Annotated in this window: 28 protein-coding genes, 2 tRNA genes and 1 rRNA gene; 25 read left to right on the forward strand and 6 right to left on the reverse strand. The window is 52.6% G+C overall.

Translation table 11 applies throughout. The features are described from left to right. Positions 1-136: 136 nt before the first annotated feature. From rrf to KNP74_RS14040, 4 genes are all read left to right on the forward strand, one after another. Positions 137-252: ribosomal RNA gene (gene rrf / locus KNP74_RS14025) — 5S ribosomal RNA — on the forward strand. 109 nt (positions 253-361) lie between these two features. After that, the gene (locus KNP74_RS14030; RefSeq protein ID WP_214764620.1) at positions 362-1,234 is read left to right on the forward strand and encodes a GNAT family N-acetyltransferase; all 873 of its coding nucleotides are present in this window, start codon (positions 362-364) and stop codon (positions 1,232-1,234) included. Beyond that, the gene (locus KNP74_RS14035; protein WP_214764621.1) at positions 1,227-2,165 is read left to right on the forward strand and encodes a coiled-coil domain-containing protein; all 939 of its coding nucleotides are present in this window, start codon (positions 1,227-1,229) and stop codon (positions 2,163-2,165) included. The genes KNP74_RS14030 and KNP74_RS14035 overlap by 8 nt, the downstream gene beginning before the upstream one ends. A 160-nt stretch (positions 2,166-2,325) precedes the next feature. Beyond that, entirely contained in the window at positions 2,326-2,973 is a 648-nt protein-coding gene (locus KNP74_RS14040; protein ID WP_214764623.1) for a uridine kinase family protein, read from the forward strand. Here KNP74_RS14040 and KNP74_RS14045 read toward each other — a convergent pair. Then, the gene (locus tag KNP74_RS14045) at positions 2,968-3,747 is read right to left on the reverse strand and encodes a sporulation protein (RefSeq protein WP_214764624.1); all 780 of its coding nucleotides are present in this window, start codon (positions 3,745-3,747) and stop codon (positions 2,968-2,970) included. The two genes, KNP74_RS14040 and KNP74_RS14045, sit on opposite strands and share 6 nt — an antisense overlap. A gap of 139 nt (positions 3,748-3,886) precedes the next feature. On the opposite strand from KNP74_RS14045, the gene KNP74_RS14050 reads away from it, so the two are divergent. From KNP74_RS14050 to KNP74_RS14080, 7 genes are all read left to right on the forward strand, one after another. Beyond that, positions 3,887-3,963 (forward strand) — tRNA-Met (locus tag KNP74_RS14050). 25 nt (positions 3,964-3,988) lie between these two features. Continuing rightward, positions 3,989-4,065 (forward strand) — tRNA-Met (locus tag KNP74_RS14055). Between the two features lie 105 nt (positions 4,066-4,170). Further along, positions 4,171-4,620: a tRNA (adenosine(37)-N6)-threonylcarbamoyltransferase complex ATPase subunit type 1 TsaE gene (gene tsaE, locus KNP74_RS14060; RefSeq protein WP_214764625.1), complete on the forward strand. Its 450-nt coding sequence runs from the start codon at positions 4,171-4,173 to the stop codon at positions 4,618-4,620. Next, positions 4,617-5,273, forward strand: coding sequence for a tRNA (adenosine(37)-N6)-threonylcarbamoyltransferase complex dimerization subunit type 1 TsaB (gene tsaB / locus KNP74_RS14065; protein ID WP_214764626.1), 657 nt, complete (start codon positions 4,617-4,619; stop codon positions 5,271-5,273). Before tsaE ends, tsaB begins: the two co-directional genes overlap by 4 nt. Then, positions 5,266-5,751 (forward strand): ribosomal protein S18-alanine N-acetyltransferase, encoded by a 486-nt coding sequence (gene rimI, locus KNP74_RS14070; RefSeq protein ID WP_214764627.1) that lies wholly within the window; start codon positions 5,266-5,268, stop codon positions 5,749-5,751. Before tsaB ends, rimI begins: the two co-directional genes overlap by 8 nt. Continuing rightward, positions 5,723-6,745, forward strand: coding sequence for a tRNA (adenosine(37)-N6)-threonylcarbamoyltransferase complex transferase subunit TsaD (gene tsaD / locus KNP74_RS14075; protein WP_214764628.1), 1,023 nt, complete (start codon positions 5,723-5,725; stop codon positions 6,743-6,745). The genes rimI and tsaD overlap by 29 nt, the downstream gene beginning before the upstream one ends. An 18-nt stretch (positions 6,746-6,763) precedes the next feature. Continuing rightward, positions 6,764-7,327: a hypothetical protein gene (locus tag KNP74_RS14080; protein ID WP_251130204.1), complete on the forward strand. Its 564-nt coding sequence runs from the start codon at positions 6,764-6,766 to the stop codon at positions 7,325-7,327. Positions 7,328-7,377: 50 nt separating this feature from the next. Here KNP74_RS14080 and KNP74_RS14085 read toward each other — a convergent pair whose 3' ends face one another. After that, positions 7,378-7,785 carry a hypothetical protein gene (locus KNP74_RS14085; RefSeq protein WP_251129721.1) on the reverse strand — a complete coding sequence of 136 codons (408 nt, stop codon included), beginning with the start codon at positions 7,783-7,785 and terminating at the stop codon, positions 7,378-7,380. Then, positions 7,782-9,683, reverse strand: coding sequence for an ABC-F family ATP-binding cassette domain-containing protein (locus tag KNP74_RS14090; RefSeq protein ID WP_214764629.1), 1,902 nt, complete (start codon positions 9,681-9,683; stop codon positions 7,782-7,784). The genes KNP74_RS14085 and KNP74_RS14090 overlap by 4 nt, the downstream gene beginning before the upstream one ends. 149 nt (positions 9,684-9,832) lie before the next feature. Here KNP74_RS14090 and KNP74_RS14095 point away from each other — a divergent pair, with 149 nt between their 5' ends. The 6 genes from KNP74_RS14095 to KNP74_RS14120 all read left to right on the forward strand — a co-directional run bounded on the left by KNP74_RS14095 (position 9,833) and on the right by KNP74_RS14120 (position 16,218). After that, positions 9,833-10,489 carry a redox-sensing transcriptional repressor Rex gene (locus KNP74_RS14095; RefSeq protein ID WP_029596207.1) on the forward strand — a complete coding sequence of 219 codons (657 nt, stop codon included), beginning with the start codon at positions 9,833-9,835 and terminating at the stop codon, positions 10,487-10,489. Beyond that, positions 10,489-10,707 (forward strand): twin-arginine translocase TatA/TatE family subunit, encoded by a 219-nt coding sequence (locus KNP74_RS14100; protein ID WP_034781411.1) that lies wholly within the window; start codon positions 10,489-10,491, stop codon positions 10,705-10,707. The genes KNP74_RS14095 and KNP74_RS14100 overlap by 1 nt, the downstream gene beginning before the upstream one ends. A gap of 3 nt (positions 10,708-10,710) precedes the next feature. Continuing rightward, positions 10,711-11,499 carry a twin-arginine translocase subunit TatC gene (gene tatC / locus KNP74_RS14105; RefSeq protein ID WP_034781413.1) on the forward strand — a complete coding sequence of 263 codons (789 nt, stop codon included), beginning with the start codon at positions 10,711-10,713 and terminating at the stop codon, positions 11,497-11,499. Between the two features lie 140 nt (positions 11,500-11,639). Next, on the forward strand, positions 11,640-14,279 hold the full coding sequence (locus tag KNP74_RS14110; RefSeq protein ID WP_214764631.1) for a hypothetical protein: 2,640 nt from the start codon (positions 11,640-11,642) through the stop codon (positions 14,277-14,279). Positions 14,280-14,385: 106 nt separating this feature from the next. Next, positions 14,386-14,679, forward strand: a complete 294-nt coding sequence (locus tag KNP74_RS14115) for a YesK family protein (protein ID WP_214764632.1) — start codon at positions 14,386-14,388, stop codon at positions 14,677-14,679. Between the two features lie 192 nt (positions 14,680-14,871). After that, on the forward strand, positions 14,872-16,218 hold the full coding sequence (locus KNP74_RS14120; protein ID WP_128124273.1) for an FAD-dependent oxidoreductase: 1,347 nt from the start codon (positions 14,872-14,874) through the stop codon (positions 16,216-16,218). A 32-nt stretch (positions 16,219-16,250) separates the two neighbouring features. On the opposite strand, the gene KNP74_RS14125 is transcribed toward KNP74_RS14120, so the two are convergent. Beyond that, on the reverse strand, positions 16,251-16,433 hold the full coding sequence (locus tag KNP74_RS14125; protein WP_214764633.1) for a PspC domain-containing protein: 183 nt from the start codon (positions 16,431-16,433) through the stop codon (positions 16,251-16,253). Between the two features lie 172 nt (positions 16,434-16,605). Between KNP74_RS14125 and KNP74_RS14130 the strand changes: the two genes are divergently transcribed. Next, on the forward strand, positions 16,606-17,802 hold the full coding sequence (locus KNP74_RS14130; RefSeq protein WP_214764634.1) for a cation:proton antiporter: 1,197 nt from the start codon (positions 16,606-16,608) through the stop codon (positions 17,800-17,802). A gap of 90 nt (positions 17,803-17,892) precedes the next feature. Here the strand turns inward: KNP74_RS14130 and KNP74_RS14135 are convergent, their stop codons facing one another. Further along, complete coding sequence (locus KNP74_RS14135) at positions 17,893-18,828, reverse strand: ABC transporter substrate-binding protein (protein ID WP_214764635.1); 936 nt, start codon at positions 18,826-18,828, stop codon at positions 17,893-17,895. A gap of 128 nt (positions 18,829-18,956) precedes the next feature. Between KNP74_RS14135 and KNP74_RS14140 the strand changes: the two genes are divergently transcribed. The 5 genes from KNP74_RS14140 to KNP74_RS14160 all read left to right on the forward strand — a co-directional run bounded on the left by KNP74_RS14140 (position 18,957) and on the right by KNP74_RS14160 (position 22,951). Next, positions 18,957-19,934 (forward strand): FecCD family ABC transporter permease, encoded by a 978-nt coding sequence (locus tag KNP74_RS14140; protein ID WP_251130205.1) that lies wholly within the window; start codon positions 18,957-18,959, stop codon positions 19,932-19,934. Further along, positions 19,931-20,977, forward strand: coding sequence for a FecCD family ABC transporter permease (locus KNP74_RS14145; RefSeq protein WP_214764637.1), 1,047 nt, complete (start codon positions 19,931-19,933; stop codon positions 20,975-20,977). Before KNP74_RS14140 ends, KNP74_RS14145 begins: the two co-directional genes overlap by 4 nt. After that, complete coding sequence (locus KNP74_RS14150; protein ID WP_214764638.1) at positions 20,974-21,786, forward strand: ABC transporter ATP-binding protein; 813 nt, start codon at positions 20,974-20,976, stop codon at positions 21,784-21,786. The genes KNP74_RS14145 and KNP74_RS14150 overlap by 4 nt, the downstream gene beginning before the upstream one ends. Positions 21,787-21,876: 90 nt before the next feature. Beyond that, a complete protein-coding gene (locus KNP74_RS14155) occupies positions 21,877-22,350 on the forward strand; it encodes a hypothetical protein (protein WP_214764639.1) in 474 nt (157 codons plus the stop codon). Positions 22,351-22,366: 16 nt separating this feature from the next. Next, positions 22,367-22,951 carry an NADPH-dependent F420 reductase gene (locus KNP74_RS14160; RefSeq protein WP_214764640.1) on the forward strand — a complete coding sequence of 195 codons (585 nt, stop codon included), beginning with the start codon at positions 22,367-22,369 and terminating at the stop codon, positions 22,949-22,951. Between the two features lie 39 nt (positions 22,952-22,990). Here KNP74_RS14160 and KNP74_RS14165 read toward each other — a convergent pair whose 3' ends face one another. Further along, positions 22,991-23,350, reverse strand: coding sequence for a TM2 domain-containing protein (locus tag KNP74_RS14165; protein WP_034781421.1), 360 nt, complete (start codon positions 23,348-23,350; stop codon positions 22,991-22,993). Between the two features lie 117 nt (positions 23,351-23,467). Here KNP74_RS14165 and KNP74_RS14170 point away from each other — a divergent pair, with 117 nt between their 5' ends. Together KNP74_RS14170 and KNP74_RS14175 are read left to right on the forward strand one after the other, a co-directional pair. Continuing rightward, the gene (locus KNP74_RS14170; protein WP_029596201.1) at positions 23,468-23,626 is read left to right on the forward strand and encodes a hypothetical protein; all 159 of its coding nucleotides are present in this window, start codon (positions 23,468-23,470) and stop codon (positions 23,624-23,626) included. Further along, positions 23,623-24,027: a hypothetical protein gene (locus KNP74_RS14175; protein ID WP_214764641.1), complete on the forward strand. Its 405-nt coding sequence runs from the start codon at positions 23,623-23,625 to the stop codon at positions 24,025-24,027. The genes KNP74_RS14170 and KNP74_RS14175 overlap by 4 nt, the downstream gene beginning before the upstream one ends. The last annotated feature ends 25 nt before the right edge of the window (positions 24,028-24,052 follow it).

Consider the following 24,052-nt stretch of genomic DNA (forward strand, 5'->3'; position numbering starts at 1 on the left):
AAGTAGTTGGGGGTCTCCCCCTGTGAGGATAGGACGTTGCCAGGCCAACGCGAAGGACGATCAAGCATCCGCTTGGTCGTTCTTTTTTTCATAAAAGTGTTGACGAATGGGATATATAATGCTAATATAAAAATTGTCTAGTGGCGATAGCGAAGTGGTCACACCCGTTCCCATGCCGAACACGGAAGTTAAGTACTTCAGCGCCGAAAGTAGTTGGGGGTCTCCCCCTGTGAGGATAGGACGTTGCTAGGCCAACGCGAAGGACGATCAAGCAGATGCTTGGTCGTCCTTTTTTGTCGTTTCCTTTGAAACTTTTCATCTAATCTTCTCGTATGAAGAGACAGAAGAGGGGGAGTCAAGTATGCAAATCCGTGAAGCGACAGTCTCAGACTACAAGGCGTTCACTGAGGTTTCACGAGCGAGTTTTAAACAAGAGGCAGATCGTCTCCGATTACCATATCGGGACTTAAATATTGAACCACCGGGTTATGATGACGAGGCGATGAGCCTGTATTTGATTGAACAATTGATGTGTTATGTCATCGAACATGAAGGACAAGTCGTCGGGGGAGCCGTCGTGACGTTGACAGGGAAAGATTACGGACGGATTGACCGCATCTTTATTCATCCATACAGACAAGGTAAAGGGATTGGAAAACGGGTACTACAGTCAATCGAGAAGCTTCATCCGACTGTACGAATTTGGGAGTTGGAGACATCAGCAGCCCAACCCCACAATGTGGCATTTTATCGGGCAGTCGGTTACCAATCCGTCTTCGAATCAAGCGAAGAGGTCTGTTTCGTCAAACGAGTAAAGCAACCCGTAGATGAAGCAATCACATTGCGATATGAAGAGCGCTCGATCAAAGGTGCCCAAGCGTATGGAATGGATGCGAGTCAAATCGCCATCACGAATAGTAACGTCTCAGAACTACGGGCCAGCAATTGTAATTTCACGAGGAGCCAATTCCGCAATATTAACTTCAGAGAAACCGAGTTCGACGACTTGAATCTTTCCGGCTCACAATATCGATTCGTCACCATGTACGAGTCAGGACGGGCGACGACGTTCTTCCATACAAACCTGACGAACACGATTATGAAAAACTGTCGGCTTGATGGGGTCCAGATCGAGGATTCATCGATTGACGGCTTAACGATTGATGGGGTACACGTCAAAGACCTGTTAGAACATTATCGAAAAGAAACTGGAGGAATGAAACGTTATGAGTGATCTCTACCAAACCCAACACGACTTACAACAACAGATGGCAGAACGGGACCGACTCGCCCGGAAATTAAAAACACTCGACAAGCAAATTGCCGAACATGAAGCTGTACGAAAGCAACTTCTCAATTCGTTTACGAAAGAACAACGCGATGTCTATGACTTAGATTCATTCTCGCTCGTCAACGCATGGCGTAAACTCAGGGGAACATTCAACGAACAAAAAACGATTGAATTAGAAGAGGCGGCCCGGGCCGAATTGAAGTTACGAGAACACGAGGCAATGGTCGATGAGTTAGGGCTTGAACGTCGTGATTTATATGAAACCTTTGAGAGGTATAACGGGATTGACGCAGAGTGGGAAGCGTTTGTCAAAGAGAAAGAAGCCCACTTGAAGCAAGATCCTGAGGTCAGAGAAGCGTTATATCGACTCACCAATCAACAAGTAGAGACGAATGAGGTGCTTGTTGAATATAAAGAAGCTATCGGTGCTGGACATTCAGCACGGACGGCCATCTCCAAAACACTTAAACATCTCGACAGTGCGAAAGGTTGGTCGACATATGATACCTTCTTTGGAGGGGGCTTGATTGCGACAGCGATGAAACATGATGCCATCGATGCTTCAGAGCGGAAGATGCATGAACTTCAAGCCGCACTCGAGCGATTCTCGCGGGAGTTGGCTGATGTGAAAGGCGTCGTCAGCGGATTACAGATTGAACGCGGATCACTGATCCAGTTCGCTGACTATTTCCTCGACGATATTTTTTCGGAATGGACGATGCACGGACGAATCAACGAGTCACTGGATAAAGTGAACGGGCTCGATCGCGAAATCGCTAAACTAATCGAGAAAATGACAAGAGAAGTCGAACGTTTGGAACGACAACTCGAAGAGATTGAAACAAAACGAAAACAGCTCATCCTCACGCGATGAGCTGTTGGTCATTCTGATTGTTTCTGGACGAAGACGCCAGAGCCGACGTGAGCAAGACGATTCGTTGTGATGGATCAAGCTGTGGATGACAAAATGGACAAGTGGACATTGGATTGGTACACTTCCTTTCTATATGAAGTGTACCAAAAGGGGGATTCAAATGAATGATTTGATCGATTATATCGTCGACGAAGTCGGGCAAGAAAGACATACGGTCATCGGGATTTCGGGACACGGAGGTGCCGGCAAGACGACGTTCGCTGATGCTTTACGTGCGCGTCTCGGGGACGTGAACTATATCAATACCGACCCTTACATCACGGATTCGATGTTACGGAAGAGTGCCATGCTCGACTATACGGTCGACGGTCAAACGCATCACTACAAGATGACGGCCTGTCATCCTTCCGCGCATCACTTGCTGTCACTCGAGCGTGATGTCCGGATGGTACGGGAAGGCATCGGCTTTTATACGATCGACGTTCCGTATCTTGAACGAACTTGGATCGATCCAGCAAAACGAGTTACCATCATCGAAGGGATGAGTGTCGCCTTCCTCGAACCTCACTATTTCGATGTATCGGTCTATTTGTATACGGATAGCGACACTGAGTTCGCCCGTCGTTCTGTCCGAGACATCCAAGAGCGTGGGATGGACCTGGACTACTTGAAAGCCTCGCACGACGAGCGTCGGTTTCAATATGAACTGTTCATGCATCCGCATCGTGAGAAGTTCCAGACGGTCGTCTCGACAAGCGATAATGTTTGGACGATTGAGCGGAGCCCACAAAAAAACCGCTCATCATGAGCGGTGGCTGCGTAACGTTTCTTGGATCCCGATCCCGAGCCGATCTTGTTCGCGCTCGAGTTGGTCCCACGTAAGCGAGCGATGGCGTAACGTGACGTCGTTCGCAATCGATCCAAGTGTGCGTTGCTTCTCGATGTTGTCGAGCCAGTAATAGACGTCGACCCCATCCTCATCGATGCGCCAGAACGATTTGACGACTTCGAACTCGTCGGCCCAGTCGCCGACCGGCTTAAACCCATACTTCTCGACGAATGGATACGGTCGTTCTTCTCCGAGCGGGTCGATGACGTTGCGGACGAACATGAGCTCGAGGCCTGCATGTTCGGTCGCCTCTAACAAGCGTTTCAAAGCGGGGAGCGGTTCGACTTCGACATTCTCGACAACATCGAACCAAACCCGTTTGCCGTCCGTGTCCCAGACGGTCGCTTCCACACTATACGGAGCGCCCGCTGTCGACGGGGCATACATCGTTAAATCAAACGTGAACGGGATATGCTCTTCAGTACCTGGTTCGAGGACGACCGATAGAGGGATTGGGACTTCTTGAAGATCGGCCTCGCGGTTGAACTCATTGCCTTCGAGCGTGATGTCTTTGAAGGTCGTCAAAAAGTTAAGCGTCAACTCTTGCAGCCGCACGACATGTGAAGTGGTGTTCGACACGCGTAACGTTCCATGGACGGTTTCGTTCGGGAGAAACGGTACGGTGTGAAAATAGACGGATGCATCCAGTTCGGAAAAGAACCATTTTTTAAAGCGATTACCCCATTTCGACATGACGGTCGCGCCCCTTTTCTCTAGTAAGTTACACTCCTTATCATGTTCCCGATTCCAATTCTCAAAAAACATTTAGAAAAAGGTTGCATTTTATAACTACTTCACTTATTATAGAGGATGTCGAAACAATTCAAACCATCGCGGGGTGGAGCAGTCTGGTAGCTCGTCGGGCTCATAACCCGAAGGTCGTCGGTTCAAATCCGGCCCCCGCAACCAATTTTTATTTAATTTCATATGTCGTCGCGGGGTGGAGCAGTCTGGTAGCTCGTCGGGCTCATAACCCGAAGGTCGTTGGTTCAAATCCAGCCCCCGCAACCAATTTTTTAAATGAGATAGCGAAACGATGACGTTTCGTGTTTTTTTTTGCGCAAAATTGAGTGTACAATGAGTACGTATCGCTAGAACTACTAAAGGAGAAACATCATGTATACATTGATTACCCACTCCGCGGCCGAGACGCAAGCGGTGGCAGAAAAACTCGCCACGCTCGTCAAAGCCGGGACGGTCATAACGTTGGATGGGGACCTCGGTGCCGGTAAGACGACGTTCACCCAAGGCTTTGGCAAAGGTCTCGGTGTCACGCGTAACGTCAACAGCCCGACGTTCACCATCATGAAACAATACCAAGGGCGCTTGCCGCTCTATCATATGGACGTCTATCGTCTCGAAGACACGGGGGACGATATTGGCCTCGAGGAATACATCAACGGTGATGGTGTCGCTATCGTCGAATGGTCGAACTTGATCGAGTCGTCACTTCCGACGGAACGGCTCGCCATCACAATCGAGCGAATCGGGGACGAGGAACGTCAGTTGACGTTCGCGCCTATCGGCGACACGTACGATGCACTTGTGAAGGAGGTGCTCGCATGAAACAACTCATGATTGACACGTCGACGACACGTCTGTCTGTCGCCTTGAGTGAGCACGGACAAATCCAAGCCGAGGCGACGGTCATGGTCTCGAAAAACCATGCCGTCACGCTCATGCCGATGATCGAACAACTGATGAGCGCGGTCAAATGGACACCGACCGAACTCGAACGCATCGTCGTGACGACGGGACCAGGTTCATACACGGGGATTCGCATCGGTGTCACGACAGCGAAGACGCTCGCCTACACGCTTCAGATCCCGCTCGTTGGGGTCTCGGCGCTCCGTCTTATGGCGGCGGCCCCGAATACGGAGCTCCCAGTCGTCGCGCTCATCGATGCCCGCCGAGGGAATGCCTATATCGGGCATTATCAACAGAACGAGGCCGTCACACCCGACCGTCACGCCTCGGTCGCCGCTTGGCTCGAAGTCAATATCACAGGACCGTTCGTCGTCGTCGGCGACGTGGAGCCGTTCCGTGACGCACTCGCGTCTTACGACTATACCGAAGCACCGGCCGCGCATAGCTACGGCCGGGCGAGCGATCTCGTCGCCTTAGGTGAAGTCACGAATGATGTCCATGCGTTTGAGCCCGAGTATCTTCGTCTCGCTGAAGCGGAAGCGAAATGGCTCGAGGGACAAAACAATGGCTGATATTAAAATCCGGCGCATGACATGGCTCGACGTCGAAGAAGTGACCAAGGTCGAGGAAGCCTCGTTCGCTATTCCGTGGACGAAAGAAGCGTTCATGAACGAGATGCTCAAGAATGATCAGGCCGTCTATTTCGTCGCTGTCCATGAACGTCGCGTCGTCGGATTCGTCGGCGTCTGGCAAATCGTGGACGAGGGACACATCACGAATATCGCCGTCTTGCCAGAATACCGTGGGCAAGGCATCGGCAATCTGCTGTTGACGCAACTCGTTGCATTCGCCCGCTCGAAGTCACTGGCGGCGCTCACGCTCGAAGTGCGCGTCTCGAACATCGGCGCCCAAAAGCTGTATGAACAGTTCGGTTTCGAAAATGCCGGACGCCGGAAACGCTACTATCAAGACAATAATGAAGACGCCTATATCTATTGGGCGAAGTTAGGAAGTGAAACAGATGGACACATCGCTCATCCTCGCGATTGAGTCGAGTTGTGATGAGACGTCGGTCGCGCTCGTGCGTGACGGTAAGACGCTTTTATCGAACGTCGTCTCGTCGCAGATTGAAAGTCATAAACGGTTTGGCGGGGTTGTGCCCGAGGTCGCCTCGCGTCACCACGTCGAACGGATCACCTACGTCATCGATGACGCCCTCAGTGAAGCGGGTGTGACGATGCAAGACGTCGACGCCGTCGCGGTCACGCAAGGGCCGGGTCTTGTCGGTGCACTCCTCGTCGGAATCAGTGCGGCCAAAGCGCTCGCTTTCGCCCATAGCAAACCGCTCATCGGCGTGCATCACATCGCCGGACACATTTACGCGAACGAACTCGTCGAGGAGATGGAGTTCCCGCTCGTCTGTCTCGTCGTATCGGGCGGCCACACGGAGCTCGTCTATATGCCGGAGCACGGTGTGTTCGAAGTCATTGGGGAGACACGTGACGATGCGGCCGGAGAAGCATATGACAAAGTCGCACGGACGCTCAGTCTTCCTTACCCAGGTGGACCTGCTATCGACCGTCTCGCGGCCGATGGAGAAGACACGTACAAGTTCCCGCGGGTTCGGCTTGAAGCGGGAAGTTTCGATTTCAGCTTCAGCGGGCTCAAGTCGTCGGTCATCAACGCCGTCCACAACGCCGAACAGCGCGGGGAGACGGTCATCCCTGAAAACTTGGCGGCCAGCTTCCAAGCGAGCGTCGTCGAAGTGCTCGTCGAGAAAGCGATTCGTGCCGTGAAAGAGAAGGGCGCGAAGCAACTGCTCGTCGCGGGCGGTGTCGCGGCCAACCGTGGACTCCGTGCTGCGCTTCAAGAAGCGACGGACCGTGAAGGGATCCGTCTCGTCATCCCACCGCTCGATCTATGCGGAGACAACGCCGGTATGATCGGGGTCGCGGCCCATCACGCGTATGTGCGCGGCAAGCGCGATACACTGGCGATGAATGCGGTTCCTGGGTTATCCTTAGAAGAGAGCATGACAGTCTAGGGGGAAAATATACAGATGATGAAACGCATAATCATTGGAGGTCTGGTCGTACTGCTCGTCGTCGCGACGTTTTTGCAAGTACGAGAGATTATCCGCGCTTATAATATCGCTTATCAAGAAGAAATCGTGCCGGAAGCGACACGCGTCCGGTCGCTCACGGGAGCGGAATCGCTCGAAGGCATCGGCCGGGTCACGGGTGAGAACACGCTCGTCGAGACGTTGTACGGCTATAAGAGCCTAGACGATCAAGACATCGAGAGCGTCATCGTCGTCGACCGCAACCTCGGCGTTCAGCCGAAAGCGAGCGACGCGTATTACGAGATTGCGCCGGGACGAGAAGCGACCGAAGAAGAGGCGGCGAAGTTCGAGGACATCGTCAACGAGTTTGACGAAGAGCAATTGTTCGCTCAAGTCATCTCGACGCATGAGGCAAAATATGTGACGAACGACGAAGAGGCGCTCACATTCTACAAAGTGTTCGTCCGTGACGTCGATACGAACGAGTACGTGTTTTTTATCACGGAAGACGGCATCAAGCTCGACTTCCACACGCGCGGTTTCCAACCGCTGCGTTATTTCTAAACGTAAAACAGGGAAGCTGACCTCCACAATGGAGTGCGGCTTCCCTGTTTTTATACTTCTGGATGATGTTTCTTTTGTTTATACCACATATTCACTCGGCTCACGACATAGACGATCAAGGCGAGCACCCACATGAGGAGCGTCGACTGATAGAAGTGGCCCCATACCGAGCCGGGCGTGTAAAAGCTGTGCACGGTCACATCGACCGGCCAGACGACGAGGCGGATAAAGAGCGTGCTCATGAGCAGACCGCTCAACAAGCTGATGACAATCCCGCTCCATCTCTGGATGATGAAGCCGATGACGACCGGCAGGAAATAAAACAGGAACGACGGGACGACGGTCGGTTCCCCACGAATCAGTTCGGATACGTACTCCGTCCCGGTCGGCACGATGTAGGCGAGACCGGTCAGGAAGGCGTGCATCCACTCGATTCGCATCGCACGAAATCGCATCATGAATGGAGCTCCTCCCATTCTGCATACAGCGCCGTGATCGATTCTTTCGTCGCATCGGACTCGATCGACAGTTCCTGTGCCCGAGCGAAGTTGTTGAAGACGTCCGGTTCACACAACAGCTGCTCGATTTCCTCGAGCCGGGCCTCGTGTTGCTCAATCGTGAGCTCGATTTCCTCGATCCGTTGTTTCATCCGGCGCTCCTCGCGTTGCTGCTCCTTGTCGGCGCGCTGTTTCTTGACGATGACTTGTTTCGTCTCTTCGCGAGCGAGTCGGGCCAGTTCTTCGAGTTCTTCTTTCTTCTCGACATAGTACGAGTAATCACCGAGGTATTCGTCGATGCCGTTCGGCGTGATCTCCAAGACGCGCGTCGCGAGCCGGTCGATGAAGTAACGGTCGTGGGAGACGAACAAGATCGTGCCCGGGTAGTCGACGAGGGCGTTCTCGAGGATCATCTTCGAGTCGAGGTCCAAGTGGTTCGTCGGCTCATCCAAGATGAGCAAGTTCGGTTGCTCGAGCTTCAACTTGGCGAGCGTCAAGCGGGCCCGCTCTCCACCCGACAGTTCATGGACGCGCTTCATGACGTCGTCACCGCTGAACAAGAACTGACCAAGCAGGCTGCGGACTTCTTGTTCACGCATGAGCGGCCAGTCGTTCCAAATCTCGTCAATGACGCGGTTGGCATCCGACAAGTTCTGTTGCTCCTGGTCGTAGTAGCCGATCTCGACGCCGGTGCCGTAGCGGATGTCACCGGTAAGGGGCGGCTGTTGTTTCGTCAACACTTTCAGGAGCGTTGATTTGCCGACTCCGTTCGGGCCGACGAGGGCGACCGATTCGCCGCGCTGCAATTGGAAGCGGAGCTGTTGGGCGATCGGTTCTTCATAGCCGATGGCAAGATCGCTCGCACTCAATACGTCGTTCCCGCTTTGACGTTTGATTGAGAACGAGAGGACGGCACTGCGCTCATCACCGTCCGGCGCTTCCATACGGTCGACTTTCTCGAGACGTTTGCGGACGCTCTGAGCCCGCTTCGTCGTCGTCGCCCGGGCGATGTTACGCTGGATGAAGTCCTGCATCTTGGCGATCTCTTCTTGTTGGGACTCGAACTGCTTCTTCTCTTGCTCGTAGATGGCGGCCTTCTGTTCGAGATACTTCGTATAGTTGCCGACGAAGCGACGGCTCCGATGGCGTGACAACTCATAAACGACCGAGACGACACGGTCGAGGAAGTAGCGGTCGTGGGAGACGATGAGGACGGCGCCTTTATAGCCACTCAAATACTTCTCGAGCCAGCCGAGCGTCTCGATGTCCAAGTGGTTCGTCGGCTCATCCAAGATGAGCAGGTCTGGACTTTGCAGGAGCATCTTCGCGAGGGCGAGACGTGTCCGTTGTCCACCGGAGAGCGTATCGATACGGCGCTCGAAGTCGTCCGGATAGAAGCGCATCCCGTGAAGCACAGAGCGGATCGTCGCCTCGTATTGATAGCCGCCGCGGTCTTTGAACGTATGTTGTTCTTCATCGTAAGACGACAGCAGGCGCTCATAGGCGGCCGGGTCGTTCAAGATGCGTTCAGAACCCATGTCTTGTTCCATACGGCGGAGCGTCTTCTCCTGTTCGATCAAATCGGTGAAGACGGTGAGCATCTCGTTCCACATCGTCTCGTTCGACTCTAACCCTGAATCTTGGGCGAGATAGCCGATCGTGACATCTTTCGGCTTCATGATGTCGCCCGAGTCGTAGTTGTATTCCCCGGCGATGACTTTGAGCAATGTCGATTTGCCCGCGCCGTTCCGGCCGACGAGGGCGACGCGTTCGCCTTCTTGAATTTCGAGTTTGACGTTCTCTAAAATCGGCTCGACGCCGAATGATTTCGATAAGTTATTGACTTGCAGTAGGATCAAGTGAAAAAACCCCTTTCTCTCTATTTAGTATACTTTATTTCTTCCCCATTTCAGGTATATTCATTGAGTGGTCATGTGAATTCGTTTACAATCAAGGTGTATGAAATTAGATTCGTTTGAAACGCGTCGTAAAAAGGAGGCTCTTTCCGTTGAGTCAAAACGAACCAAAGATTCCGCAAGCGACAGCCAAACGGTTGCCACTATACTATCGGTTTATCCAAAGCCTACATTCATCAGGAAAACAGCGTGTCTCTTCTGCTGAACTGAGCGAGGCGGTCAAGGTCGATTCGGCCACGATCCGTCGCGATTTCTCGTACTTCGGTGCGCTCGGTAAAAAGGGATATGGCTATAACGTACAGTATCTGTTAGACTTTTTCCGTAAGACACTGAATCAGGACGAGATTACGAACGTCGCCTTGGTCGGGGTTGGTCATCTCGGGACAGCTTTCGTCAACTATAACTTCCTTAAAAACAATAACACACATATCGTCGTCGGGTTCGACGCAGACGAGACAAAAGTCGGCACGACGATGTCCGGTGTCCCGATTCATCACGTCGATGAGATGGAACAGATTATGAAGCAAAACAAGATTGACGTCGCCATTTTGACGGTGCCGTCTGCCTATGCACAGCCTGTCGCGGATGACTTGGTCCGCTTCGGTATCAAAGGCATCTTGAACTTCACGCCGGCCCGTCTCACGGTGCCGGATACGGTCCGCGTCCATCATATCGACTTGTCGATCGAACTCCAGTCGCTCATTTACTTTATGCAACACTATCCATCTGCTGAGGGGGTCCACCAATAATGGAATTACTATTATCGTCACTCGTCGTCGGTATTCCAGGCGGAGCAAGTCTGTTTGTCATCGCGATTATCGCGCTTATCATCTTCGGGCCGAAGAAATTGCCTGAGTTCGGCCGTGCCGCCGGACAGACGCTCCGTGAGTTCAAAAACGCCACGAGTGGCATGATGAACGAGCATGACGAGAAAGACAAGAAAGAAATTGAGAAGAAAGAGCAGTAAGCGATGAGCCATCAACCTGATCAAGAACGGGCACTGTCCGACCACTTGACAGAGCTGCGGAGACGACTGATGCTGTCGGCATTTGTCGTCTTTGCCTTCTTTTTGATTGCTTTGCCGAGTGTCAAATATGTGCTCGCCTATCTCCAGGCCGACCTCGTCGAACGAGGCCTTGAACTGAACGCCTTTGGGGTCGCGGACCCGCTCATGATTTACTTGAACTTGGCGCTCGTCATCGGGCTCGTCGCGGCTGGTCCGTTTCTACTGTATCAACTGTGGGCGTTTGTCGCACCTGGTCTGCATCCGAACGAGCGGAAAGCGACGCTCGCTTATATTCCGATCATCTTTATCTTGTTCCTCGTCGGTTTAGCGTTTGCCTACTATTGGTTGTTCCCGCTCGTCCTCGATATCTCGACGGACCTCGGGCAAGACCTTGGTCTGACGCAAATCATCGGGGCGTCGAACTACTTCACGTTCTTGCTGCAACTGACCATCCCATTCGGACTGTTATTCCAGTTGCCGGTCGTGACGATGTTCTTGACGCGCATCGGTGTCGTGACTCCGTACTTCCTGTCATCGATTCGGAAGTACGCCTACTTCGCCTTGTTCGTCGTCGCGGCTTTCATTACGCCGCCGGATTTGACGTCGCACCTCATGGTGTCACTGCCGCTCTTCTTCTTGTATGAGATTAGCTTATCAATCTCACGCATCACGTACAGGGGCGTGCTCCGACGTGAGAAAGAGGCGATGGTGAAAGAACAGATGGATTTGATGAAACAAATGAATGAGAAGTGAACACCATGTCATGCGACGTGGTGTTTTTTTGATTTTAGGGCTATTCAATTTTGAAAAAACAACTTAAAATTAGGAGGGTTAAATCAAAAAATGGATTATTTTTGAAAGTTATGCATTCATAAACAGAAATGAGGAGAGTAATGAACAAGTGGTTATGGAGCATGCTCGTGGTGCTCGTCATGATGGTAGCACCGGGAGTTGAAGTCCGAGCAGAAGACTATGCCAAACCGGAAATCATTCCGGCAGGAGAAGTCGTAGGAGATAGTGGGTATGTGTGGCGTTCGGGAGATCCGGAGACGCTAGTTCACATTGAGACCGGTGAGGAATATACGTTACCGATTCGCGTGTCTGCTGCTTATAATATGTATGCCATCGGAGACGGCCGATTTATGTTAAAAGGATGGCCGGAGTGGGTGATGTGGGATATACGTACGAATGTGGCGACAACATTCCCAATCGAAGCAGGAAGTGAGAATCGACTCGTCTCAACGAATATAACAACAGGAATGATGTTATGGGCTGATGACGAAAAGTATATCATCACGTCGACGTCAGGTGATATTCTCGGATCGCTCACGAAAGGCAGCGATCCGGTATACAGTCTGCTCGATGATGGGAACGTCCTCGCGTTCGCCGACGGTCAAGTGACGAAGCGGACGGTTACAGGAGAAGTGCTTGAGACAATCAGTTCCTATTCAGGACAGGTGAGGTGGGCCCGTCACATGAAAGAAGCGAATCAATGGTTCGTGATCAAAAGTGATGACTCGGAGCACATGTTTATTTTCGATTTGGCGACGAAACGATGGATTGAGAAAGATGCGCCAAACGTAAGTAACCTTACGTGGAAAGACGGCACCTACTACTTCATGACGCGAGAAATGTATACGACATTCTATGTCAGTTATAACGTCAGCACGAATGAGTGGAAAGAGGCACCGATTGATGATGCTGACATTCGACAACACGGTCCGTGGTACGTCTTTGGTATGAAGAAGACGGAAGTGTACACGCCGGAGTCTTTATGGAAAGCACCATGGCAACTGAATGTCAATGTGCCGAAAACGACGAATCGCTATGAGGTAGGTCGTCCATATGACGTCAACGGAACGGCCACGCTCGTCGATGGTACGGCCTTACCGATTCCAGCGACTGAGCTGACGGCACGTTTAGCCTATCAAGACGACCCGTTCGTTTGGGAGCAAGGGAAACTGACGTTACAGACGAATGAGTCGTATGACATGATTTTTAAGTGGAACGATTTTGAGCGCCGGTTAGACTTATGGGCATCGAACTATGTGCCGCTCACGCTCGACCCGCCAACCGGTGTCTTAGGTCCGATTAGCGGGAAGACGACACCGAACACGCCGGTGTTTGTCAGTGTGACGAAAAACTTGTATCAATCGAACTCATCGGATTCATTGTTGAACTATCAATCGGCGACGGTCCAATCGGATGAGTCGGGGCGTTACACGTGGCAACCGGCGCGGTGGTTCACACCTGGATCGCGTGTGACTGTGAAAATCGGTAGTGGGTCAGGTGTTTACGCCGATCCGATTGAACTTCAGACGGTCAAAGAAAGTGACGATACTTCATCAAATGGTATCTCGGTTCTGACGAAAACGGTCACTTCAGGTGTCACATTGAAAACGACGCCGAACGCCGCAGTGGATGTGTTGATTCGCAGTGGCAAATACTACGAAATTTCGAACGAGCAGGCAGATGAAGACGGACTCATTTCGATTAAAGAGTTCAATACGATGCCTGTAGACATCGGAACAAAAGTCTACTTTAAATTGAAAGAGGCACCCGCTTCAGCGTTCCGGCTCACAACCGTGGATACAAGAGTGGAACCGCCTGTCTTTACGTGGACTCGGACACCGTTGATGTACGACAAATCCATCAACGTCACATCGAGTACCGATCAAGCCTATCGCATCTATCGAAACGGCACGCATGTGGCGACAACCCGCACGATGCCGTACACGTTCGAGACGCCATTAAAAGAAGGGGAAGTCATCCTCGTCACACGCTCGAACGGCGATGCGACGTACGAACTCACGAAAACAGTTCGTGCGTTCACACCGACGCTCAGTGTGACGGATACGTTGATGACAAAGACACAAGCGACGCTCACGATCAAGAAGACGAGCACGGCGACGGTGCGCTTCTATGTAAATGACAAGCTCGTCTCGGCCAAACGCCTCTCGACGACACGTTACACCGTCCCCGCCAAACCGGGGGATCGTGTTCGCGTCAAAGCATCGGTCGGCTCGAAATCGCGTGACGTCTCGATCCAGTTGCCGAAGACATCGTTGTCGACGCTCTCGATTAACGATGAGAAGTCGCTCTGGGTCGGATATGTGATCCCGAATAGCACGGTGACGTTGAAAAAAGGGTCGACGGTGCTCGCCACAGCAAAAGCGAGCAGCACCGGACGGGTGACGCTCCGCTTCACCCGTCAACCGGTCAATACGACGCTCTCGTTGACGAGCCAAAACGGGACGTTCCGACATGTGCAGACGGTGAAGGTGACGACTGGACCGACACCGACGCTCATAACGACGATTCCATCAAGTGCATCGAAGACACTGAAGGCGACATCGAACGTCGCGTACGGCACATTGACGCTCACGCGGGGATCGACGGTCCTCGCGAAGAAGACGGTGACGGCCACGTCGACAACGCTCAGCTTCACCCCACAAAAGAAAGGAACGAAATTGACACTCCGTCTCGTGACGCCAAAAGGCCGAAGCGTGACGAAGACGATTTATGTTCGTTAACTGAGAAGCCATTCGCGATGATGCGGATGGCTTTTTTTAGAGATGGGGAACAGGGGGAGGACGTGATACGATGGAGCCAATCGAACATAGGTCAGGGGGAGAAGCGATGGCTTGGGAGTACTATGGGGATGAACTCATCATCATCGGCGTGTTGACGACAATTTTGTTGATTGCCGTGCTGAACTTTTTGAAATCGCGATTCAAGCGAAGACTCGTCTTCTCGTTAACGTTGCTCGTCGTGGGATACGTATCGTGTATCATCGGACTCGTCTTCGTCCGCGGGTGGGACGCGCTGGGCTGGATTTTGATTGGCATTAGTCTGTATGTGATCGGTCTCCTCACCTATATCAGCGTCGTTATCTATCACTGGGTCAAAGGGCGACGCACCACAAACTCATAAGTGAACCGTTCCGGTTACGGGACGGTTTTTTTGTTGTCACACATGGAGTTCAAACTTTAGACATAATTACGTGAAAAGTTGAGCAAAGGTATTGTCAAACTGTCTTGTGAAATAGTACACTAATTTCAGAAAGTAAATGTGATATTTATCACAAACACTAACTTGCCTAACACTCAAAGGAGAGACAACCATATGAAAATCGCAGTCATCGGATGTACACACGCAGGAACAGCAGCAGTCAAAGGATTACTCGCCAAGCATGACAATCTCGACATCACGGTGTATGAGCGCAACGACAACGTCAGCTTCCTCTCGTGTGGGATCGCCCTCCACGTCGGCGGTGTCGTCAAACGTGCGGAAGAGCTCTTCTACGCGTCACCGACCGAGCTCGAAGAACTCGGCGCGACGATGCGCATGAAGCACGACGTGTTGAACATCGACACGGAAGCGAAGACAGTCCATGCGAAAAACCTCGACACGGGAGAAGAGGTCTATGACACGTTCGACCGCTTGATCGTCACGACTGGTTCATGGCCGATCGTCCCGACGCTTCCTGGCATCGAGATGACTGGGATTGAACTCTGCAAAAACTATGGCCACGCCCAACGCATCATCGAGCGGGCGAAAGACGCGACGAACATCGCCGTCATCGGTGCCGGCTATATCGGCGTCGAGCTCGTCGAAGCGTTCGAAGTGTACGGCAAACACGTCACGTTCATCGATAGCGCCGACCGCATCTTGAACAAGTACCTCGACAAGTCGTTCACGGATCAACTTGAAGCGGACATGACGTCACGTGGCATCGACCTCGAGCTCGGCCAGACGGTCGAAGCGTTCCGCGGGACAGATGGAAACGTCACGCACGTCGTGACCGATAAAGGTGAGTTCGAGGCTGACCTCGTCATCCTCTGTGTCGGCTTCCGCCCGAACACGGGACTCCTTCAAGGCCAAGTCGACATGCTCGGCAACGGCGCCATCATCGTCGACGAGTATATGCGCACGAGCAACCCGGACGTCTTCGCCGCTGGTGACAGCTGTGCCGTCTATTACAACCCGGCGCGCACACACGCCTACATCCCGCTCGCGACGAATGCCGTCCGCATGGGAACGCTCGTCGCTGAGAACTTGATCGCACCGCGTGTCCGCTATCAAGGGACGCAAGGGACGTCAGGTCTTCGCCTGTATGATTGGAACATCGCCTCATCAGGTCTCACGGAAGAAGCGGCCGGCTTGTTCGGCCTCGACGTCGAGAGCGTCGTGGTTGAAGACGCGTATCGTCCGGAGTTCATGCCGACGGCAGAAAAAGTCGAGTTCAAACTCGTCTATGAAGTCGGCACGCATCGCGTCGTCGGTGGACAAGTTCTCTCGAAAGCGGACATGACGCAAGCGGTCAACACGTTGTCGCTCGCGATCCAAAACGAGATGACGGTCGAAGAGCTCGCCTATGTCGACTTCTTCTTCCAACCGCACTACAACAAGCCATGGCACTTCATCAACAGTGGTGCGCTCGCGGCGATGAAAGATAAAGTCAACGCATAAAAAAACTCGGGAGCCGCGGCTTCCGAGTTTTTTTATAGATAGCGTGGAGCGTCTTTCATCGAGTTGGCGAGAATCGTATAGATGAGGACGTTCCCCGGCACAATCAAAAAGAGCAGACGTACACCGAGGGGCGACAAGTCGAAATACTCGGCGATGCCGCCGCAGACGCCAAAGAGCGATCGGTTCGTGGCGGATTTACGAAGCGGACGTTGCATAAGCATGGCTCCTATCTCAACTGTGATATGAAAATTTTACCATGAATAATAAGACATCGGATACATAGCCACCGATGATTCCTTCTTCCATTATCTAGATTGTTTATTTATTAATCGGAGTGGAATAAAGATTACAGCAATTTATGTTTCGGGAGAGAGGAGAGGTCGGCCGGTGTCGCATCAAATCTTACTACTATTATTGATTGGATACATTGCATATACGATCGATTTAAAGAAGAAATTCTTCCCTGTACCAGTGGTGCTCGTACTGATTGGAATCGCCTTGTCGTTTATTCCGTACTTTTCTTCGCTTCAGTTGTCCAAGCAACTTGTGTTCGATATTTTTCTTCCAGCTCTTCTTTTTACGGCTGCTTATCAGTTTCCTTTAAAACAACTGAAAGACAATTGGGGGATCATCACTACGTTAAGTACAATCGGATTGATGGTGACAGCGTTACTGCTAGGCATATCCATCTACTGGGTGAGCCAGTGGTTTGGCTCTTTTTCATTTACGGCCTCATTGCTGCTTGCGGCAATTTTAATTCCGACCGACCCGGTTTCTGTAACGTCTATCCTTAAAGAGAGCTCAGACATTGAACAAATTGCTGACGTCGTCGAAGGTGAGTCGATGGTGAACGATGGAACTAGCATCGTGCTGTTTACAATTTTTTTGTCGATGTTTCAAACTGGCGAGCAGTTTTCTTTTGCGACATTCGCTGAAGAATTTGTTCTCGTCTCACTCGGAGGAGTGGCGATTGGTTTATTGTTTGGGTGGGTGCTTAGTAAAATCATTCATTTTACGCACCATAAAGAGTACAAAATCATGCTCAGTATTGTGACGGCTTACGGAGGATTTTATGTGGCGGAGATCATCGGCGTCTCCGGAGTATTGGCGACTGTCGTAACTGGAATCCTATTATCCTACGAAATCGAGAAAACAAATGGTGAACATGGAATCAGGAAATCGTTGGACGGCTTTTGGAATATTGTCACACCTACGTTATTATCGATTTTGTTCCTATTGATCGGTATCCAATCTGCGGATTATTTGTTCTTCTCGCAGTGGGGGTTGGCGCTCGTCATTTTTGTGCTTTCTTTGTTGACACGTTTCATCATGCTTTGCGGATCAATTTATGCAGTCCCCGCCTGGAGACATGAATTTCGACCTGATATGATCACGATTACGCTCATTACATGGGCTGGCGTCAAAGGTTCCATGTCGGTAGCGCTCCTTCTTTGGCTAGAAGAGGAGGTGACCGGTCAAGACGGTATATTGGTGTCTTTATCTTTCGCGGTCATTCTCATATCTCTGATTGTTCAAAGTATCGGAATTTATCCGTTAACGAAAGTCTTAGAGAAAAAGAAATAATATTAAGTAAAAACTCATAACAAAAAAGTCATGGCTCAGAAAATATGAACTGAACCATGACTTTTTTATGTGAGTAGTAATATGTCTGCTTTACTTTAAAATATTGACGAGTTCGTCGAGCACTTCGTTGGCTGACAAGACGCCACCCGATGTGTTCCATGTGTCGTCGCTCACTTCGGTCACTTCGCCGGCTTTGACAGCGTCGAGGTCTTTCCAAAGCTGGTTCGACTGCCACTCTTCGGCTGTCTTCGATCCATCCGCTCCACCGTACGTGAAGTAGACGATATGGTCGCCGTCCATCTCTGGGATGCGTTCCATCGTGATCTCTTCAGCGAACTCGGTGCGGTCTTGTGACGCCGGGCGTTTGATGCCGACATCACCCAAGATGACGCCTGAGAAGCTGTCCGTGAAGTAGATGCGTGACGCGCCAGGAAGGAAGCGTACGACCGAAAGCTCTTTGTTCACAGCGTCGCCGAGCTCGGCTTTTGTATCTTCGACGTGCTGCTCGTAGTCAGCCAAAACGTCGTTCCCTTTGTCCTCAAGGTTGAGGGCGTTCGCATAAAGTGCGAAGTTTTCTTGCCAGTCGCCTTTGAGCGTCTCCGACATGACCGTCGGCGCGATGGCGTTCAACTTGTCGTAAATGTTCTCTTGGCGGAGTTTCGTCCCGATGATGAGGTCCGGCTCGAGTTTCGCGATTGCTTCGAGGTTGACCTCGCTCTCCGTCCCGACTTCAGTGACATCTGTCATCTCTGACTCGATGTGCGGGTACCACGGGTCACCGTTCCATGATTTGACGGCACCGATTTGTTTGACGCCGAGGGCGATGAGCGCCTCGGTCCCTTCGTTCGTCAAGACGACGACACGTTTCGGTTCGACTGGTACTTCAGCCGTGCCCATGGCGTGCTTGACCGTGCGCGTCTCTGTTTCTGCCGACTCGTTCGAGTCGCTCGTCTCCTCTGACCCGCCGCAAGCAGCGAGGACGACCGTGAGGCAGAGCGTAAGTAGTGCTACAACAAACTTCTTCATATGAATAAAGTCTCCTCTGTATAGTAAGATTTCCTCCCTGACTATAAGTGATAATGATTCTCACCGTCAACCCCTTTTTCTGACAGCGAGATTTTGCTATGGTAGGAGAGGAAAGAAGTGAGCAAATGATGAAACCATGGATCAAACTATTCGCCTTGATCATCGCGTTACCTATATTGAGTTATATCAGTCTACGGGTCGGGGTCATCCCGGTCGGCCATCAAGACGTGCTCTCGCTCGGAAGCGACAACTCGTCGCAAGCGATGATTGCACTCGAGGACAATCGCATCCCGCGCACCGTCGTCGCGCTTCTCGTCGGAAGCGTCCTCGGTCTCGCCGGGTTACTGTTCCAACTCGTGACCCGTAACCCGCTCGCGTCACCGGACATTTTGGCGGTCAATGCGGGTGCGAGCCTGGCCATCGTCCTCGTGACGCTGTTCGGCTTCAGCAGTATCGCCTCGTTCACATCGGCCGCGCTCGTTGGAGCCTTTATCGCCGGGGTCATCGTCTATCTCCTCAGCGCGAACGGGGGCAACGTCATGTATATGACACTCGCAGGGGCATCGCTCGCGGCACTGTTCAGCTCGTTCACGCAGTCGATTATCGCATACGAGGAAGGCGCACTCGATGAAGTGCTGTTCTGGTTGACAGGATCGGTCGCAGGCCGCTCGCTCGAACTCGTCACGACGTTATTGCCGTGGATGGTTGTCGCGAGTCTCTGCGTCCTCCTCATCAGTAAAGAGCTCGAGACGCTGTCGCTCGGTGACCAGGTTGCCCGGTCACTCGGTCAAAACGTCGGCGTCATCAAGTTTGTCGCCGTCACGCTCGCCGTCGTCTTGTCGGCGTTCGGAGTCGCGCTCGCTGGACCGATTGCCTTTGTCGGCTTGTTGGCACCCCACCTCGCGCGCTATCTGTTCGGCACGGCGTTCTTCGCCCGGCTCGCGGGGAGTGCGCTCCTCGGGAGTGTGTTGCTCTTAGCGGCCGACATCTTCGGACGACTCGTCCTATTCCCACGAGAAGTGACCGTCGGCGTCGTGCTCGCCGTCATCGGGGGCGCCTTCTTCATCTATCTCGTCAGCGCTAGACAAGGAGTCTTTAAATCATGAAATCATATAGTTTTCGAAAAGGTCCGTTCTCGTTCACACTCCGGAGACGGGAAATCGTGCTCGCGGTCGCGCTCATCGCCGGCCTAATTTTCGCCTTCTATTTGGGACTCGCCGTCGGGGACACGTTTTTGACCCCGTGGTCGCTCGGGGCGCTGTTCCTCGGTTCGGGTGACGCGTTCGCGGAGCTCGTCGTCTTCGAGTTTAGAATGCCACGCGTCCTCATGGCCATCACGGCCGGGGCGTGTCTCGCGGTCAGCGGGCACTTGTTGCAGCTCACTATCAAGAATGAACTCGCCTCGCCGGAGATTTTCGGCATCGTCGGCGGGGCCGGGGTGGCGACGGCGACGTTCTTCACCGTCTTCACGGATGAGCGGACGAACCAACTGTCCGTCCCGCTCGCCTATATCCCGTTCGCCTCGTTCGTCGGTGCGCTCACGGTCGGTGCGTTCTTGTTTTATCTATTGAAACGGGGAGTCCCGCCGGTCCGACTCGCGTTGATTGGGATCGGGATCAGCATCTTCTCGCAAGGAATCGTCCAGTTCATGATGCTCGCCTCCAACGTGTACCGGAAGAACGATATCCAGCAATGGCTCACCGGTACGGTCTATGCGGCGACATGGAATCAACTGAAAATCATGGTGCCGCTCGCGATTCTGTTCTTGCTCGCCGCCTTCTTGATTGAACGGCACGTCCGCCCGCTCCACATTAGCGAGGCGGTCGCGACGAGCATCGGTGTGCCGGTCCGGGGGACACAGCGGGGCACACTCTTGTTGTCTTGCCTGCTAGCTGGAATCGGGGTCGCGTTCGTCGGAGCGATCGGCTTCGTCGGACTGATGGCCCCGCACATCGCCCGCCAAGGCTTGAAGCTGCCGTACATTTGGGCGACGTTACTCGTCGGGGCGACGATTGTCGTCTTGGCGGACGTGCTCGCGCGGACAATCTTTTATCCGTATGAACTGCGGACCGGTGTCATGACGGCCGTTATCGGTGCGCCGTACTTCTTCTATTTACTTCGCCGGATGATGAAAGGAAGCATGAGATGAACACATTTGATTTACACCAAGTCGCCATCGGCTATGAACAGAAGATTGTGCTCGACGACTTGACGTTCTCGATTCCGCACGGCAAAATCACCGTGCTATTGGGGGCGAACGGATGCGGCAAGTCGACGCTGTTGTCGACGCTCGCCCGGCAACGGGACGCGCTAGGCGGGACGATCGCCTTCCGTGACAAACCGCTTACTACGTATCGGGCGAAAGAGGCGGCCCGGCTCATGGCGTTCATGCCGCAAGTGAACGTCGCGCCGGACGGACTGACCGTCGAACAGCTCGTCCGTTTCGGCCGTTATCCGTATCAGACGTTCTTCAAGCGCTATTCGGAAGATGACGAACGGGCCGTCGAGCGGGCGCTCGCCTTCACGGACACGGTCTCGCTACGGGACACGCTCGTCAGCAACTTATCGGGTGGGCAGAAGCAACGCGTCTGGATCGCGCTCGCTTTGGCCCAAGAGTCGGAGACGATTCTCCTCGACGAGCCGACGACGTATCTCGACATGTCGCACCAAATTGAAATCCTCGACTTGATGTACCGGTTGAACCGGTTAGAGGGGAAGACGATCATCATGGTGCTCCACGACTTGCATCTCGCCTGTCGCTACGCCGACCATGTCATCGCGCTCGCCGGTGGGAACGTCTATCGAGAGGGCAGTCCGAACGATGTCGTCGATGAGGCGTTCATGCAGGACGTCTTCGGTTTGAAAGTTGTCGTGACGGAAGACCCGCTCTATGGCACGCCGCTCTGCATCCCGTATTCGCATTACGAACTGAATGAGAAACGGCCACCCACGACCTAGTCCTCGGACTAGGTTTTTTTTCGCCTGAAGCCGGGGAAGTGGTAAGAGAAAGCTGATGTGTCACCTGGTCCTGTCAAAAGAGGAGCCAAAATGGCCAAGAAGGAAAAACAACCGTACCATATCGTCACGTTCACGTTTCCAGAGGAGTCCATCTCGTATCAAGCGTTCAGCAAGTTGAAGAAGTACCACGCCGAAGGGCTCGTCGGGTTCGAACAACTCGTCGTCATCAAACGTGAGGACAATGGCGCCTTCTCGTTCGAGGACGCCGTCCAACTGACGCCGACGAACAAGTCGACGAAAGGCGCCTTGATCGGGGTGGCCGTCGGGATTCTCGGTGGGCCGTTCGGAATCCTGTTCGGGACGCTCACGGGGGGACTCATCGGAGGAACGAAAGACTTGAAACACGTCCAGAGCGTTCAAGAGACGTTCAAGCGGACGGTGGGGAATATCGAGCCCGGACAGACCGGGGTGATGGCGATTGGGGAGGAGTTCGATCACTCGGTGCTCGATGGACTGGTGGCTGAACTTGGCGGCACGGTGACACGGACAGACGAAGAACTGTGAAGGGGAGTCGAACTACATGAAGATTGGTATTTTAGGGGCCGGAAAAGTCGGACGGACGCTCGGGCGCAAGTTCGAGGACGTCGGCTATGACGTGTTGTACGGGACACGGTCAGAACGGGAAGGGACGATGTCGCTCCAAGAAGTGGCATCGAATGCGCAAATCCTCTTATTGACGACACCGTTCGCGGCGGCCGTCGATTTGATTCAATCGCTCCGGGACTTGGACGACAAAATTGTCATCGATGTGACGAATCCGATTGCCAAAGAGTTCGATTCCATCGAGCGGCCGGAAGGGAAATCAGGGGCCGAACATCTGCAGGAACTTGCGCCGCACGTCCGCATCGTCAAGGCGTTCAATCAGACCGGTGTCGAGAACTTGGAGAACCCGAACATGTCGATGATGTTCATCGCCGGAGACGAGCAAGAGTCGGTTCGAGCCGTCCAAGACCTTGCCTCGAAGATTGGTTTCGACGCCCATACGCTCCGTCATTTGAAGCTGGCGCGTGAGCTCGAATCACTCGCCTGGCTATGGATTCATTATGCGACGAAAGAACGGAAACACCGGAACTTTGCCTTCTATTTGAAAGAGAATAGCTTCTAACAGAAAAGACGGTCACGCGTTGGCGTGACCGTCTGGTCGTTAAAAGGCAGCTTGACGCTCAGAGCGAGTCTTCAACGACTCGATTGTCTCGCGTTCGATGGCTTCGACTTCGCGTTGTTGCCAGCCTGGCATGAGGAACGCGTCGACGAGCGCCCAAATGCCGGCGACGAACAGCCCGATAAAACCAATCAATACAACCGTAAGGACGATTGAACCGACCGTGAGAGCAAGCATCGCGAGGGCGCTCCCGGTTTTCTTGAAGTAGAAGCGGTGAGCACCAAATCCGCCGAGGAAAAACCAAAGCAAGTACGCGACGACGAGATTGCGTTTCTTTTTCTCGACTTCGCTGTTGACGAGGAGCATTTCCTCCGTCGATAAATCGGTACGTGAATAATTCATGATAGGATGTGCCTTCTTTCCGAGAATTGATATAATGAATGCAGACTTTATTGTACCGGGAAACGGATGAATTCCCATGATTTTCTATTTATTTTTTTGGAAGTGAGGAATGAACCAATGGGTTTTGCGATTGTGACGTTCATCGTCGCGTTTATTCACGTCATCGCGGGAGCGGTCGTGTTACATAAATATCCGCAATATAAGTCGATCGCCATCAGTGTGATCGTACTCGGTTTCTTATATGGTGTGTTGACGGTCGGGTTTATTGTGTTATGAAAAAATCACTGTGGCCCCGTGCATCACTCAAGCAAAGGGATAAACTGAAGCTCGGAATGTTCGCCATGCTCGGGTTTGTGATTGGTGATATTTGGTTTGGCGAGGTGCCGGATACGACCGTCATGATGTCCGCGCTGTTCTTTTATGCGTGGCGTCGAGACATCGCGTTTGCCCACGATGAAAAAGTCGGTCAAGCCATTGGACGTGAGGCGAATGAGCTCGCTTTACGTATCGTCATCGTCACTTTAATCATTGCTTCCTTCGTGTCGTTCTTCGTCGACACAATGAGTTATCCGCTTGAATCATTTGTATATTTTACCTTGGCGTTCGTGTTCGGATTGAAAGGGATTGGCCTCTGGTTCTTTATGCCGGAAACAACGGTCGAGACCGAAATGAAATAAAACGAAGAACGATGTGGCACACGCC

The organism is Exiguobacterium sp. s141 (genome assembly GCF_018618085.1).
Taxonomy (GTDB): Bacteria; Bacillota; Bacilli; order Exiguobacteriales; family Exiguobacteriaceae; genus Exiguobacterium; species Exiguobacterium mexicanum_A.